Source organism: Curtobacterium sp. 320, assembly GCF_031455235.1.
Lineage (GTDB): Bacteria > Actinomycetota > Actinomycetes > Actinomycetales > Microbacteriaceae > Curtobacterium.
Window position 1 is genome coordinate 1 of the sequence record NZ_JAVDSI010000022.1, and the last position, 13,496, is coordinate 13,496.

15 protein-coding genes and 1 tRNA gene are annotated in these 13,496 nt (G+C 71.5%); 12 read left to right on the forward strand and 4 right to left on the reverse strand.

From position 1 onward, the window contains the following. Positions 1 to 164: 164 nt before the first annotated feature. Entirely contained in the window at positions 165 to 635 is a 471-nt protein-coding gene (bcp, locus tag J2X60_RS18110; RefSeq protein WP_071294921.1) for a thioredoxin-dependent thiol peroxidase, read from the reverse strand. Between the two features lie 93 nt (positions 636 to 728). Here bcp and J2X60_RS18115 point away from each other — a divergent pair. Next, positions 729 to 804 (forward strand) — tRNA-Lys (locus J2X60_RS18115). Positions 805 to 909: 105 nt separating this feature from the next. On the opposite strand, the gene J2X60_RS18120 is transcribed toward J2X60_RS18115, so the two are convergent. Then, positions 910 to 1,605, reverse strand: a complete 696-nt coding sequence (locus J2X60_RS18120) for an IMPACT family protein (RefSeq protein ID WP_396127815.1) — start codon at positions 1,603 to 1,605, stop codon at positions 910 to 912. A gap of 39 nt (positions 1,606 to 1,644) precedes the next feature. Between J2X60_RS18120 and J2X60_RS18125 the strand changes: the two genes are divergently transcribed. From J2X60_RS18125 to J2X60_RS18160, 8 genes are all read left to right on the forward strand, one after another. Further along, on the forward strand, positions 1,645 to 2,085 hold the full coding sequence (locus J2X60_RS18125) for a hypothetical protein (RefSeq protein ID WP_070419521.1): 441 nt from the start codon (positions 1,645 to 1,647) through the stop codon (positions 2,083 to 2,085). Beyond that, positions 2,082 to 2,549 carry an ImmA/IrrE family metallo-endopeptidase gene (locus J2X60_RS18130; RefSeq protein ID WP_309779895.1) on the forward strand — a complete coding sequence of 156 codons (468 nt, stop codon included), beginning with the start codon at positions 2,082 to 2,084 and terminating at the stop codon, positions 2,547 to 2,549. Before J2X60_RS18125 ends, J2X60_RS18130 begins: the two co-directional genes overlap by 4 nt. Next, positions 2,546 to 3,472, forward strand: coding sequence for a hypothetical protein (locus tag J2X60_RS18135; protein ID WP_309889517.1), 927 nt, complete (start codon positions 2,546 to 2,548; stop codon positions 3,470 to 3,472). The genes J2X60_RS18130 and J2X60_RS18135 overlap by 4 nt, the downstream gene beginning before the upstream one ends. Positions 3,473 to 3,650: 178 nt before the next feature. Further along, positions 3,651 to 3,863 carry an SCO4848 family membrane protein gene (locus J2X60_RS18140; RefSeq protein ID WP_309889519.1) on the forward strand — a complete coding sequence of 71 codons (213 nt, stop codon included), beginning with the start codon at positions 3,651 to 3,653 and terminating at the stop codon, positions 3,861 to 3,863. Between the two features lie 264 nt (positions 3,864 to 4,127). Next, positions 4,128 to 4,805 carry a response regulator transcription factor gene (locus J2X60_RS18145; protein WP_309889521.1) on the forward strand — a complete coding sequence of 226 codons (678 nt, stop codon included), beginning with the start codon at positions 4,128 to 4,130 and terminating at the stop codon, positions 4,803 to 4,805. Continuing rightward, on the forward strand, positions 4,798 to 6,141 hold the full coding sequence (locus J2X60_RS18150) for a HAMP domain-containing sensor histidine kinase (protein ID WP_309889523.1): 1,344 nt from the start codon (positions 4,798 to 4,800) through the stop codon (positions 6,139 to 6,141). The genes J2X60_RS18145 and J2X60_RS18150 overlap by 8 nt, the downstream gene beginning before the upstream one ends. Positions 6,142 to 6,189: 48 nt before the next feature. Beyond that, positions 6,190 to 6,813 carry a PepSY domain-containing protein gene (locus J2X60_RS18155; RefSeq protein WP_309889525.1) on the forward strand — a complete coding sequence of 208 codons (624 nt, stop codon included), beginning with the start codon at positions 6,190 to 6,192 and terminating at the stop codon, positions 6,811 to 6,813. Between the two features lie 87 nt (positions 6,814 to 6,900). Further along, positions 6,901 to 7,737 (forward strand): VOC family protein, encoded by an 837-nt coding sequence (locus J2X60_RS18160; protein ID WP_309889527.1) that lies wholly within the window; start codon positions 6,901 to 6,903, stop codon positions 7,735 to 7,737. An 11-nt stretch (positions 7,738 to 7,748) separates the two neighbouring features. On the opposite strand, the gene J2X60_RS18165 is transcribed toward J2X60_RS18160, so the two are convergent. Together J2X60_RS18165 and J2X60_RS18170 are read right to left on the reverse strand one after the other, a co-directional pair. Further along, positions 7,749 to 8,054: a hypothetical protein gene (locus tag J2X60_RS18165; RefSeq protein WP_261646670.1), complete on the reverse strand. Its 306-nt coding sequence runs from the start codon at positions 8,052 to 8,054 to the stop codon at positions 7,749 to 7,751. 116 nt (positions 8,055 to 8,170) lie between these two features. Further along, positions 8,171 to 9,784, reverse strand: a complete 1,614-nt coding sequence (locus tag J2X60_RS18170; RefSeq protein ID WP_309889529.1) for an amino acid permease — start codon at positions 9,782 to 9,784, stop codon at positions 8,171 to 8,173. 428 nt (positions 9,785 to 10,212) lie between these two features. On the opposite strand from J2X60_RS18170, the gene J2X60_RS18175 reads away from it, so the two are divergent. Genes J2X60_RS18175 through J2X60_RS18185 form a run of 3 tightly spaced genes read left to right on the forward strand, consistent with a single transcriptional unit; the run spans position 10,213 to position 13,453 of the window. Beyond that, a complete protein-coding gene (locus J2X60_RS18175; protein ID WP_396127816.1) occupies positions 10,213 to 11,529 on the forward strand; it encodes a glycine betaine/L-proline ABC transporter ATP-binding protein in 1,317 nt (438 codons plus the stop codon). Continuing rightward, positions 11,526 to 12,503, forward strand: a complete 978-nt coding sequence (locus tag J2X60_RS18180; RefSeq protein ID WP_309889531.1) for a proline/glycine betaine ABC transporter permease — start codon at positions 11,526 to 11,528, stop codon at positions 12,501 to 12,503. The genes J2X60_RS18175 and J2X60_RS18180 overlap by 4 nt, the downstream gene beginning before the upstream one ends. 14 nt (positions 12,504 to 12,517) lie before the next feature. Then, positions 12,518 to 13,453: a glycine betaine ABC transporter substrate-binding protein gene (locus J2X60_RS18185; protein ID WP_309889532.1), complete on the forward strand. Its 936-nt coding sequence runs from the start codon at positions 12,518 to 12,520 to the stop codon at positions 13,451 to 13,453. The last annotated feature ends 43 nt before the right edge of the window (positions 13,454 to 13,496 follow it).

The following is a 13,496-nucleotide window of genomic DNA, read 5'->3' on the forward strand; positions in this document are numbered from 1 at the left end:
GTTCTGCGGGGGGTTGGTCGCGGGGGCCCGGTCCCCCCGGGGGGCGGGGGGGGGGGGGGGCCCCGCCCCCCCCCCCCCCCCGGGGGGCCCCCCCCCCCCCCCCCCGGGGGGGGGGGGGGGGCCCCCGCCCCCCCCCCGCCTCCAGTCCGTCGATCAGTCGACTCTCAGACCAGGCCGAGCTTCTTCCGCAGGCTCGCCACGTGCCCCGTCGCCTTGACGTTGTAGAGCGGCAGCTGCACGGTGCCGTCCTCGTCGACCACGATCGTGGAGCGGATCGTGCCGGTGACGATCTTCCCGTAGTTGTTCTTCTCACCCCAGGCGCCGTACGCCTTGTGCACGGCGAGGTCCGGGTCGCTCAGCAGCGGGAAGGTCAGGGCCTGCTCGTGCTGGAAGGTCTTGAGCGCCGGCAGGTCGTCCTTCGAGACGCCGAGCACCTCGTACCCGGCGGCCTGCAGCGAGGACATGTTGTCGCGGAAGTCGCACGCCTCGGTGGTGCACCCCGGCGTCGACGCTGCCGGGTAGAAGTACACGATGACCTTCTTCCCGCGCAGGGCCGAGAGGGAGTGCTCGGTGCCGTCCTGGTCCGGCAGGGTGAAGTCGGGGGCGGTGTCGCCGGCGGCGAGACGGTCGGTCATGGGGCTCCTGTTCGTGGTCCGTGCCCCGAGTGGTCAAGAGCACGCGAAACCCATGCTATTGTTGTTTCCCGTTGCAGCACGGAAGCGCAACATGCACCTCTAGCTCAATTGGCAGAGCAACTGACTCTTAATCAGTGGGTTCTCGGTTCAAGTCCGAGGGGGTGCACCAGCAAGGCCCCGACTCATCGAGTCGGGGCCTTCGTCGTTCCCGGCGCGCGGTGCCGCAAGGCGAGACACGCCCGGAGTGCGATTCGGCCGTGACTCCGCGTGCGGATCAGTCGGCGGGGACGTCGACCACGCGCTCCTCGCCGATCACGGGGTCGAGCGCGCCCGCCGAGGTCGCGGCGAGGTCGGCACGCAGCGGTTCGACGCCGTCGCCCGGCACCCAGAGCTCGAACGTCGCGGCAGCGCCGTACGCGGGGTCGCCGAGCGTGGCTCCGTGGTGCCGGACCCAGTCGCGCAGCACGTTGTCGATCCGGCCGGCGTCGGCGTGCGGGACGTCCACCGTCACCCGGGTCAGTGCGCGCCGGTGCACGAGCGTCGCGCGGTCGAGTGCCTCGGACACCGAGGTCGAGTAGGCACGGACGAGGCCGCCGGCACCGAGCTTCACGCCCCCGAAGTACCGCGTGACGACCGCGACGACGTCGGTCAGCCCGCGGCGTCGGAGCACCTCGAGCATCGGGACGCCGGCGGTCCCGGAGGGTTCACCGTCATCGCTCGACCGCGCCTGGTCCCCGAGCACGCCGGTGACCATCGCGGTGCAGTTGTGCCGGGCGTCCCACCGGCGGCGGCGGACCTCGGCGATCACCCGGTCCGCGTCCGCGACCCCGGACACCGGCGCCACGGTCGTGATGAAGCGCGACTTCGTGATGACGATCTCGTGCTCGACCGGCGCGGCGACCGTGGACGGGTACGGGGTGCTCACAGCGTCGAGGCTAGCGAGGTCCTCGTCGGCGGCTCGCGCTACCATGTCCTGCACGACGTGCGGCTGGGGAGGAGTCCGATCGACATGGCGACAGCAGATCCGAGGGGTGGCGTGCTCGACGCCGCGGAACTCGCGCGCCGGCTGAACCTCCTCCTCGACTTCGAGGAAGCGCAGCGCGGCGCCCCCGTCCCGTTCGCGGCGATCGAGGAGTACGTGGCGGCCCAGGGTGGCTCGCTGTCCCGGGCGAAGTGGACGTACATGCTCTCCGGCGACGGCCGTCGCAACCGTGACACCGGGCTGCTCCGCCTGCTCGCGGGCTTCTTCGAGGTCGACGAGCGCTTCCTGCTCGAGGACAGCGACGTCCCCGAGCGCATCGGCGCCCAGCTCGCCCTCGTCCGCTCCCTCCGATCGGCACGTGTCAGCGGGTTCGCCGCCCGGACCTTCCCCGGTGAGCTCTCGCCCGAGGCGCTCCGTCGCATCGCCGAGGTGCTCGAGGAGGAGTCCGCCCGGGGGAGCGTCGCATGAGCGCTCCGACCGACCTCGTCGAGGCGTTCTGGGCGCGCGGTGCGGCCGAGGGGTGGTCCGACGTCGACCAGGCCGTCGCCGCCGCGGCCGAGGTGGTCGGCAAGCCGATCGTCGTCCGTGAAGAGGCGTTCCTCACCGCCGAGCCCGTGTGCGGCTTCGTGGCGACGCTCGAGCGGCAGCACCTGGTGATGATCTCCCCGACGGCCTCGCGGACGTTCCGGTCGTTCGTCATCGGCCACGAACTCGGCCACATCCTGCACCGCCACCAGGACCACGCACCGCAGGCGGCCTACATCCGCGATGTCATCCCGGACCTGCCGGAGTACAAGGTCGAGCGGGCACTCGCCCGCGGGCTGTTCTCGAACGAGTACGAGCACGAGGCCGAGGTCTTCGCCGACCGGCTCGCCGGGCTCATCCGCGGCCACCGCGACCGTCCGAGCGCGTTCCGCGGGGTGTTCGGGTGATCGTCTCCCTCGTCCAGGCGCTGCTCCTGATCGCGGGCACGGTCACGCTGTTCGTGCTGCAGCGCGGACAGGACCGCACGCTCGCGGTCACCTTCCTGTTGTTCGCCGCGACGATCGTCACGAACGTCGACCCGCTGTACCGGTGGCTCGATCCGCTGTTCGGCGGGTTCAACGTGGTCACGGTCGTCAGCGACTGCCTCATGGTCGCGGGGACGAGCACCCTGCTCTGGGGTGTGGCGAAGGCCGTCGGTGCCGCGCGGCCGTGGCTCCGGAACGCGATCGTCGTGACGTGCGCGGTCGTCGTCGTGGTGGTCATCGTGGCGTTCACCGTCCTCGACAAGCCCGCGACGACGACGACCTTCATGCTCGACGCCGGATCGCACCCGGCGGCGACGGTCTACTCGATCGCGCAGACGGTCTACCTCGGGGTGGCGCTCGGCGCGACCGGACTCATCTGCGTCCTGCACCTGCGCGAGGCACGGACCACCACCGACCTCGTCGGCCTGTGGGTCCTCGTGCTCGGTGGGGTCCTCGGTGTCGTGCGGATGGTCGTCGTCGTGGTGATGGACCTCGCGCACGTCCTGGGCGACCTCGGCCTCACCCGGGCCCTCGCGCTGCCCTACGACGTCACGACCCCGGGTGCGGTGATCTGCGTGTCGTCCGGGATGCTCCTGCTCGTCATCGGCCACCAGGTCTCCCGTCGTCGGCGCTCCCGTCGGGTGGAGACCGCCCTGCGCGCCCTCACGCCGTTGCACGCGCGGATCGGCACCGACAACGCCTACCCCGACTCCGGCGATCCGGCGACGCGGCTCAGTCGGCTCATCGTCGAGATCAACGACGGCGCCCGTCGCGCCCGGCAGCCGCTGAGCGAGTCGGAGCAGCGGGCCCTGGCCGACGCCGAAGCGGCCCTCGACGCGGCGTAGCGCCAGTCGTTACCAGAACGGGACATCGATCCCACTGGATGGGTCGACGTCGTCCGGGCCGCCGTGTAGGGTCTGTAGCAGGTGCTACACGCGATGTGGCAGCACGGGGTGGGACTCGGCCGCGTTGGGGGCGGCCGAGCACCACCGGCCCCGTGCCCGCGGTGTCTAGGATCGTCGGGTGACCGTCTTCGCAGCCCTCGTCCTGTTCATCGGTGCCGTCTTCAACGTCGTCACCTGGCCGCGCTTCTTCCAGCGGGTCGCGAAGGACTCCCGGGCGCGTGACGCCGCCGGCAAGCCGACGACGTTCTACACGGTGCACCTCGTGCTGCTGCTCATCGCGCTGGCGATCGCCGTCGCGGCCGTCGTCGCGGGGGCCCTGCTGCTCGTCTGAGCCGGTCCCGACCGGCCTCGCCGGACCCGGCCGGCTGCGAGCGTGTCCGTCGCCGAGGGAGCAGGATCGGCGCTGGTACCGTCGCCGCCGGAGGCCGGGCCAGAACCCGAATCCGTCCCGGGACCCGGCGACGACGGGGCTGTGGACGCGACCCGGTGCCGGCCAGGAGGCGCGGTGCGGGCCCGCACCGCGCCTCCTGGCCCGCGACCGGTCGCGTCCAGGACGCTTCAGGCCTGCTTCAGCGGCGCACGGCAGGATCGGGACATGCGTGTCCTGGTGGTCGACGACGAGGTGCGGCTCGCCGACGGCGTCCGTCGCGGGCTGGAAGCCGAGGGGTGGGCGGTCGACGTCGCCCACGACGGCGTCGACGGACTGTGGCACGCCCGCGAGTTCGGCTACGACGCGATCGTGCTCGACCTGATGATGCCCGGCCTCAGCGGCTGGGCCGTGTGCGCGCAGCTCCGTGCCGACGGCGACTGGACGCCCGTCCTCATGCTGACGGCGAAGGACGGCGAGTGGGACCAGGTCGAGGCGCTCGACGCCGGGGCCGACGACTACGTGACGAAGCCGTTCTCGCACCCGGTCCTCGTGGCGAGGCTGCGTGCCCTGGTGCGCCGAGGTGCGCGCGAGCGCCCGGCGGTCCTGACGCTCGGCGACCTCGTCGTCGACCCGGCCGCCCGGAGGGTGTCCCGGGCGTCGACGCCCGTCGAGCTGACGAGTCGCGAGTTCGCCGTCCTCGAGTTCCTGGCGCGCCGCGCGGGCGAGGTCTGCTCGAAGCGCGACGTCATCGAGAACGTGTGGGACGTCGACTTCGACGGCGACCCGAACATCGTCGAGGTGTACGTCGGACACCTGCGTCGGAAGGTCGACCGGCCGTTCGGTCGCACCGCGATCGAGACCGTGCGCGGCGCCGGCTACCGGTTGGCGGCGGACGGTGGCTGACGGCGGCCGTCGGCGCTTCCGGTCCGTCCGGGCGCGGACCACCCTCGGGGCGGTCGTCGTCGTGCTCGCGGCGCTGCTCCTCGGTGCGGCGGCGTTCGTCGTCGTGCTCCGCCTCGTCCTCCTCGACGGGGTGCGGACCACGGCGGAGTCGGGGCTCGAGCAGGCCTCGGCGCGGGTCGAGGCCGACGGCGCCGGGGTCGTGAGCGGGTACGAGGACGTCCTCGTGCAGGTCGTCGGGGACGACGGGTCGGTCCTCGCCCACGGGGACGACGCCGATCCGCCGGCGCTCCCGACGACCGACGAGTCCCGCTGGACCCACGACGGCGAGCGGTGGCTGCTCGTCGCCGACGACGTCGACCTGCCCGGCCGCGGGGACGCGACGCTGGTCTACGGGGTCTCCCTCGATCAGACCGACGCCGCCGTCGGTGCCGCGGTCGCGCTGCTGGCCGTGGGCGTCCCGGTGCTCGTGCTCGTGATGGGGGCCGTCACGTGGGTGGTCACCGGCCGGTCGCTCCGCCCGGTCGAACGCATGCGCACCGAGGTCGAGACGATCCGCGCGGCACGACCGGACGCCCGGGTCGCCGTCCCGGACACCGGCGACGAGATCGCCCGGCTCGCCGCGACCATGAACACCATGCTCGACCGGCTCGACCGTTCCGCCGCGGGGCAGCGGCGGTTCGTCTCCGACGCCTCCCACGAGCTGCGGTCGCCGATCGCGACCATCCGCCAGCACGCCGAGGTCGCCGCGGCGCACCCCGACCGCGCCGACGTCGTCGAGCTGTCCGAGGTGGTGCGCTCGGAGGCGCTCCGGCTGCAGGACCTCGTGACGGGCCTCCTCGAGCTCTCACGGCTCGACGAGGGCGACGTGGGCGTCCGGCGTCCGGTGGACCTCGACGACCTGGCGCTCGACGCCGTGGCCCGGGCGCGTGGACGACTCAGTGGGAGCACCGACGGGTCGATCCGGGTCGAGGGGTCCGGGATCGGGCCGGCCCGTGTCCTCGGGGACGAACGGCTCCTCGCCGCCGTGGTCCGCAACCTCGTCGACAACGCCGTCCGGCACGCCGAGGGTCGGGTCGTCGTCGCGCTCGCCGAGCAGGACGGACGCGCTGTCCTGACGGTTGACGACGACGGCGCGGGCATCGTCCCGGCGGACCGCGAGCGCGTGTTCGAACGCCTCGTCCGGCTCGACGAGGCGCGCAGCCGGGACGCGGGCGGTTCGGGGCTCGGCCTCGCGATCGTCCAGGACGCCGTCCGGGCGCACGGCGGGGACGTCGTCGTGACGGACTCGCCGCTCGGCGGCGCCCGGTTCGCGGTCCGCATCGCACTCGGCGGCTGACCAGGGGGCTTCAGCCGTGCTTCAGCACCCGCCCGGCACCGTGGTCGCATGAACGCACTCCGCACCACCACAGCCCGCTCCACCCGTCGTGTCGCCGGCATCGCCGCCCTGCCGCTCGTGGCGTCCCTCGCCCTCGTCGGCTGCTCCACCGCGCAGTCCGACGGGGCATCGTCCGCGTCGTCGTCGTCCTCGTCCGGATCGGCGTCCGGCGGCGCGACCGCTGCGTCCGCCACGTCGAACGACGCCCTGCGTGCCGCCGTCGCCACCGCCCGCGACGCCGTGGGGTCGGGCACCGTGATCTCGGTCGAGCAGGAGCAGAACGGCACCGCCTACGAAGTACTGGTCGTCACCGACGACGGCACCGAGCACGAGGTGCACACGAACGAGGCCGGCACGGCGGTGTCCGGATCGCCGCGGACCGAGACCTCGGACGCCGACGACCGGGCCGAGAACGAGCGCTTCACGGCCGCGGCCGACCTGACCGTGGACGACGCGGTCGGCCGGTTCGAGGACCTGCACGCCGGCACGATCACCGAGCTCGGGCTCGACGACCACCTCGGGAAGGTCGTCTGGGAGGGCGACGTCCGCGACGCCTCGGGCACCAAGCACAGCGTCCGTCTCGATGCGGGCACCGGCAAGGTCGTCACGGACGAGGTCGACACCGACGACTGAGCCGTGGAGGGCTCGGGCGCGAGGGCGTCGGTGGTCCGCGGTAGACCTGGGGCATCCGGCCACGCGCCGGCGGACCCGGGAACGACGATGACCGACCAGACCCCGCGCACGTACCCCCAGGGCGTCCCCAGCTGGATCGACGCCCGACAGCCGGACCCGGATGCAGCCCAGGCCTTCTACGGCGGGCTGTTCGGCTGGGACTTCGAGGAGCGACTCCCGCCGGGGGTGCCGGGCTCCTACCGCATCGTGTCGATCGACGGGCACGAGGTCGGTGCCGTCGCGTCGAGTGACGAGCCGGCCACGTGGCTCACGTACATCGCGGTCGACGACGCCGACGCCGTGGCCCGTCGCGTCACGGAGCTCGGCGGCACCGCTGGTCCCGCCGAGGACGCCGGACCCGGGGGAGCGGCCGGCCGCAGTGTCGACTGCGTCGATCCCCGTGGTGCCGCGTTCGGGCTCTGGCAGGCGCGTGCCCGACTCGGCGCCCAGCACATCAACGCCCCTGGTGGGTGGGTGTTCAGCGACCTCCGCTCGACCGATCCGGCGCAGGCGATCGGGTTCTACGAGCAGCTCTTCGGCTGGCAGGTCTCCGGCATCGAGGAAGGCCCGAGCGCGATGGTCCGCCTGCCCGGGTACGGCGACCACCTCGCGGCGACCTCGGACCCGGACATCCGCGAGCGCCAGGTCGGCGCGCCCGAGGGGTTCGCCGACGTCATCGGCGCGCTCGACAAGCTCGACGCCGGTGCCGACGACTGGCACGTGTCGTTCAGCGTGGCGGACCGCGACGGTGCCGCAGCGCTCGCCGAACGGCTCGGTGGCCGGGTACTGGACTCGTGGGACGGCTCCTGGACCCGGGCCGCGGAGCTGCAGGACCCGCAGGGTGCGACGTTCCGCGTCACGCAGTTCGCGCCGCAGGACGGCTGAGTCTGCCCGGCTCAGGACGCGGACGGCAACGGCGCGCCGAGGGCTCGACGCAACGCCAGCCCGGCGACCTGCTCGTCCGTCGTGTCGAGCAGCACCCGGTAGGTCTCCCCGGGCGTGACGAACTCGACGCACACCGCGTCGAAGTCGCACGGTTCGATCCGCCACCCGCGCACGGACTCCATCGGCACCGGCGTCAGGGCGTCGCGCTCGTAGCTGGTCTCGGCAGCGACGCGGTCGTCGAACACCCGGACGCGGCCGAAGGTACCGCGCCAGGTGAGCTGGAGGTCGAGCGTGGGGGAGACAGATTGGTCCGGCACCCGCCGATCGTACCGACGGGTGCCGGACCCTCCTGCACGCCCAAGGCGCGCTGTTTCGCTATCCGGACACTCCGCCCGTCGCCGGTCGAGCCGACGGACGGGGGAGCGGCCGGTGATCAGGCCCGGTGGTCGTCCGAACCGGTGTCCGACCCGGCGTCCGGACCAGCGGACGCATTCGTGGACCCGGTCGACGAACCCTCCGTGCCGGCGCCGCTCCGACGCACCTGGTTCGCCGGGTCCCGACCGGTCACCGGGTACGGACCCGTGATGCCCGAGCGGAGCGAGGCGATCCGGAGGATGCGGTCGCGCTGCAGGAACCAGCCGAGGATGAGCAGCGGGATCACGATGATGAGCGACGCGATCGTGTACGTGCCGATCGGGTAGTCGATCGCCATGAGCACGATGACGGTCGCGAGGAACACCAGCGTCAGCCAGGACGTGTACGGCGCGCCCGGCAGCTTGAACGACGGCTCCTTCGCGAGCCCCTGCTTCGCCCACGACCGCAGCTTCATCTGGCAGAGGATGATCGTGCCCCAGGCGGTGATGATGCCGAGGCTCGCGATGTTCAGGGCGATCTCGAACGCCTGCCCGGGGACGAACAGGTTGAGGATGACGCCGACCAGCGTGAACGCCGAGGTGAGCAGGATGCCGGCGAACGGCACGCCGCCCTTCGTCATCTTCGTGGTCCACTTCGGCGCGGAGCCGTTCATGCCCATCGAGTGGAGTGCGCGTCCGGTCGAGTAGAGCCCGGCGTTCAGCGAGGACAGCGCCGCGGTGAGGACGACGAAGTTCATGATCGAGCCGACGACCTGGCCGACCTGCGGGTTGCCGATCGACGAGAAGAAGGTCACGAAGGGGCTGACGCCGTCCTTGTACGAGGTGTACGGCAGGAGCAGCGAGAGCAGGACGACCGACCCGACGTAGAACACCGCGATGCGGAAGACGACCGAGTTGATCGCGCGGGGGATGACCTTCTCGGTGTCCTGCGTCTCGCCGGACGCGGTGCCGACGAGCTCGATCGCGGCGTAGGCGAACACGACGCCCTGCACGACGAGGACCGCCGGGAGCAGGCCGGTCGGGAAGAGGCCGCCGTTGTCCGCCCAGATGCTGAACCCGGTCCGGACCGTCTCGCCGCCCGTCTCGACGGGGAACGCGAACACGAGCCACACGAGCGCGACGATGAGGAAGGCCACCAGGGCGGCGACCTTGATGATCGCGAACCAGAACTCCAGCTCGCCGAACACCTTCACGGCGACGAGGTTCGCGGCCAGCACGACGACGAGCGCCGCGAGGGCCAGCGCCCACTGCGGGATCGCGCGCGGTCCGGCCCAGTAGTGCAGGTAGAGCGCGACCGCGGTGGTGTCCACGATCGAGGTCATCGCCCAGTTGAGGAAGTACATCCACCCGGCGGCGTAGGCGAACTTCTCACCGAAGAACTCGCGGGCGTACGAGATGAACGACCCGGACGATGGACGGTGCAGCACGAGCTCACCGAGTGCCCGGAGGATGAAGAACGCGAAGATGCCCGCGATGAGGTACACGACCGCCAGGGCCGGCCCCGCGGTGTGCAGGCGACCGCCCGCACCGAGGAAGAGCCCTGTGCCGATCGCGCCGCCGATGGCGATCATCTGCAGTTGCCGGGGCTTCAGCCCGTGCTGGTAGCCCTCCTGCTCGTGCGAGAAGTCGTTCGCGGGCGCGCGGTCCACCCCGGTGTCGTTCTGCGCTGTCATGCGCGACACGCTACAGGTGCGTCGAACCGGGGTGGCACACAACCATGCGAGTCTCCTGAAAAGTAACGAGCCGGTCACGATCGCGATCCCCGCACCGATGGGCGACACGCCGTGAACGGGGTACACCGGTGCCGGGATTCCGGCGGACCCGGATTCGCGACGGGGGACAAGCGCCGATAGCCTTGAACGTCCCTTCAGGGGACACCGACGATCAGGACGCGTCCGCCGCAGCAGCACAGCGGGGGCCGTACGGTCGGCTGGACCGGGGTCGTCCCGAGTACGACCCCCGCGTGCGTGATCGCTCGCCCTGCGCCGTTGCGCGGGCTCGATGCGATGCCGCCGAACACGGTGCCGGGCGACCCGTCCGCAACCACCGGTACCGCCGTGCGCCGTTCCGCGCCGCGGTCCCGCGAGGAGCACCGTTGACCATCGCACCACCCCAGGACCGGCGTGCCGTCACGCCGGACCACCCCACCGACATCCCGGCCGTGCGCGTGCACGGCGCCTACAAGGTCTTCGGCCGTCGACCCGGTGAAGCGGTCCGCCGCCTGGCCGACGGCGCCACCCGCGACGAGGTCCGTGACCTCGGCTCGGCAGCCGTCATCGACGCGTCCTTCGACGTGCGTCCCGGCGAGATCTTCGTCGTCATGGGCCTGTCCGGCTCGGGCAAGTCGACGCTCATCCGCATGCTGAACGGCCTGCTGGAGCCGACCGCGGGCAGCGTCGAGATCGGCGGCCGGACGGTCACCAAGGCGACGCCGAAGGAGATCCGCGAGATCCGCCGCACCAGCGTGTCGATGGTCTTCCAGCACTTCGCGCTGCTGCCGCACCGCACGGTGCTCGAGAACGTCGCGTACGGCCTCGAGGTCAACGGCGTCGACAAGGCCACCCGGCTGGCCAAGGCCCGCGAGGTCATCGGCCTGGTCGGACTCGACGTCTGGGCGGACGCCAAGCCCGACGAGCTCTCCGGCGGCATGCAGCAGCGCGTCGGCATCGCCCGCGCCCTCGCCGCCGAGACCGACGTCCTGCTGATGGACGAGGCCTTCAGCGCCCTCGACCCGCTCATCCGCCGCGAGATGCAGGAGCAGCTCGTCGACCTGCAGCAGCGCCTCGGCAAGACGATCGTCTTCATCACGCACGACCTCAACGAGGCCATGTTCCTCGGCGACCGGATCGCCGTGATGCGCGACGGCCGGATCGTGCAGATCGGTTCGCCGGAGGACATCCTCACGGACCCCGCGAACGACTACGTCGCCCAGTTCGTGCAGGACGTCGACCGCGCCCGCGTGCTCACCGCGTCGAGCGTGATGGAGCCCGCACGTGCCGCGGTCCCGCTGACCGTCGGCCCGCGTGGCGCGCTCCGGACCATGCGCGACCTGCAGACGGCCGCGGTCTTCGTGACCGGACGCGGCCGGAAGCTCGAGGGCTGGGTCCGCGACCGGCACGTCATGCGCCAGGTCAAGGCCGGCGACACGAACCTCGACGCCATCGTCAACACCGAGTACGCCCGGGTCGCGCCGGAGACCGCGCTGACCGACCTGTTCGAGCTCGCGGTGGAGTCGCCGCTGCCGATCGCGGTCGTCGACGACGAGGGGCGCCTGCTCGGGGTCGTGCCGCGCGTCACCCTGCTCGCCGCCCTCGGCAACGTGCCGACGGCGACGATGCCCATCCCGGTGCTCGAGCCGGTCACCCGCATCTCCGACTCCGACATGGACTCGACCCTCGCCGAAGGAGACCACGCATGATCACCCCCGGTACCAACTCCTTCGGCGACTTCCACCTGCCCCTCGGCACCTGGGTCGCAGCGATCGTCGACTGGATCACCACCTACCTCTCCGGCTTCTTCGACGTCGTCCGCTACGTGTTCACGTGGATGGACGCGTGGATGGAGTACTTCCTCTCCACGCCGCCGTTCTGGGTGGTCGTCGCGATCCTCGTGGTCCTGGCGTTCGTCGCGAAGGGCTGGAAGCTCGCACTCGGCGCCGCCGTCGGTCTGCTCTTCATCGTGAGCGTCGGCCAGTGGACGAACGCGATGGACACCCTCGCGCTCGTGATCGTCGCCGCGGGGCTCGCTGTCGTGTTCAGCATCCCGCTCGGCATCTGGGCCGCCCGCTCGGACACCGCCAGCCGGATCATCCGCCCGGTGCTCGACTTCATGCAGACCACCCCGGCCTTCGTCTACCTGATCCCGGCGCTGCTGCTCTTCCGCGTCGGCGTCGTCCCCGGCATCGTCGCGACGATCGTGTTCGCGATGGCTCCGGGCGTCCGGCTCACCGAGCTCGGCATCCGTGGGGTTCCGAGCGAGGTCGTCGAGGCCGGCGCCGCGTTCGGGTCGAGCCCGTGGCGCATCCTCCGCCAGATCCAGCTGCCGCTCGCGAAGGCCAGCATCATGGCCGGCGTCAACCAGGTCATCATGCTGTCGCTGTCGATGGTCGTCATCGCCGGCATGGTCGGCGCCGGGGGACTCGGCGAGCAGATCGTCGCCTCGCTGAACCGCATCGACGTCGGTCTCGGTGCGGAAGCCGGCCTGTCGGTGGTGGTCCTGGCGATCCTGCTGGACCGCCTGACCGCAGCGCTCGGCGGTGACTCGGGCCGCGCCTCCAGGCTCTTCGGACGCGCGAAGCGGAAGCCCACCGTGACCGCGACGCCGAACGCGGCGACCGCCCAGACCGCCGCCACCACCGAAGCGGTCACCGACCGCCAGACCGTCGACGCGTGAGGAAGGACCACACCATGAAGCGCACCAGCACCCGCACCCCGCGCACCCGCCGCGTCCTCGCGGCCGCCGCCCTCGCCGCCGCCACCGCCCTCGGCCTGTCCGCGTGCATGCCGCCCGGGTACTACGGCGCCTCCGGCACGCTCGACAACGGCGACCAGAAGTCGATGCACGTCGTCGTCTTCAACGGCTGGGACGAGGACACCGCCGCGAGCTACCTCTGGAAGCACGTCCTCGAGGAGAAGGGCTACGACGTCCAGCTCACGAACTCCGACGTCGCACCCGCCTACACGGGCCTCGCATCCGGCGACTACGACGTCGTGTTCGACACCTGGCTGCCGAACACGCACAAGGAGTACATGGACACGTACGGCAAGGACCTCACGGACCTCGGCGCGTGGAACGAGCAGGCGTCCCTCGAGCTCGCCGTGCCGGAGTACTCGGAGATCGACTCGATCGACGAACTGAAGGCGAAGGCTTCGGACTTCGGCAACAAGATCGTCGGCATCGAGCCCGCAGCCGGCGAGACGAAGGTCGTGCAGGACCAGGTGATCCCGCAGTACGGCCTCGACGGGATGGACTTCATCACGAGCTCGACGCCGGCGATGCTCGCCGACCTCAAGGCCGCGATCGCGAAGAAGGAGGACGTCGTCGTGACGCTGTGGCGTCCGCACTGGGCGTACGACGCCTTCCCGATCAAGGACCTGGAGGACCCGAAGGGCGCCCTCGGCAAGAACGAGGAGATCCACACCATCGCCAAGAAGGACTTCGCCGACGAGTTCCCGCAGGCGTCGAAGTGGATGGAGGACTTCGCGATGGACTCCGACACGCTCTACTCACTCGAGAACGCGCTCGTGAACAGCGGTGCGAAGACGAGCGAGTACCCGGCGATCACCGCGAAGTGGGCGTCCGAGCACCAGGACTACGTGGACTCGCTCACCTCGACGAAGTAGCAGCAGCCCCTGCCAGGAGGCGCGGTGCCGGTCCGGCGCCGCG

Excerpts from the sequence above, each read along its gene's own strand:
- J2X60_RS18170 (WP_309889529.1), bottom strand. The coding sequence starts at position 9,784 with ATGACAGCGCAGAACGACACCGGGGTGGACCGCGCGCCCGCGAACGAC.
- J2X60_RS18130 (WP_309779895.1), top strand. The coding sequence starts at position 2,082 with ATGAGCGCTCCGACCGACCTCGTCGAGGCGTTCTGGGCGCGCGGTGCG.
- J2X60_RS18180 (WP_309889531.1), top strand. The coding sequence starts at position 11,526 with ATGATCACCCCCGGTACCAACTCCTTCGGCGACTTCCACCTGCCCCTC.
- J2X60_RS18155 (WP_309889525.1), top strand. The coding sequence starts at position 6,190 with ATGAACGCACTCCGCACCACCACAGCCCGCTCCACCCGTCGTGTCGCC.
- J2X60_RS18185 (WP_309889532.1), top strand. The coding sequence starts at position 12,518 with ATGAAGCGCACCAGCACCCGCACCCCGCGCACCCGCCGCGTCCTCGCG.
- J2X60_RS18120 (WP_396127815.1), bottom strand. The coding sequence starts at position 1,605 with ATGGTAGCGCGAGCCGCCGACGAGGACCTCGCTAGCCTCGACGCTGTG.
- J2X60_RS18125 (WP_070419521.1), top strand. The coding sequence starts at position 1,645 with ATGGCGACAGCAGATCCGAGGGGTGGCGTGCTCGACGCCGCGGAACTC.
- J2X60_RS18160 (WP_309889527.1), top strand. The coding sequence starts at position 6,901 with ATGACCGACCAGACCCCGCGCACGTACCCCCAGGGCGTCCCCAGCTGG.
- J2X60_RS18145 (WP_309889521.1), top strand. The coding sequence starts at position 4,128 with ATGCGTGTCCTGGTGGTCGACGACGAGGTGCGGCTCGCCGACGGCGTC.
- bcp (WP_071294921.1), bottom strand. The coding sequence starts at position 635 with ATGACCGACCGTCTCGCCGCCGGCGACACCGCCCCCGACTTCACCCTG.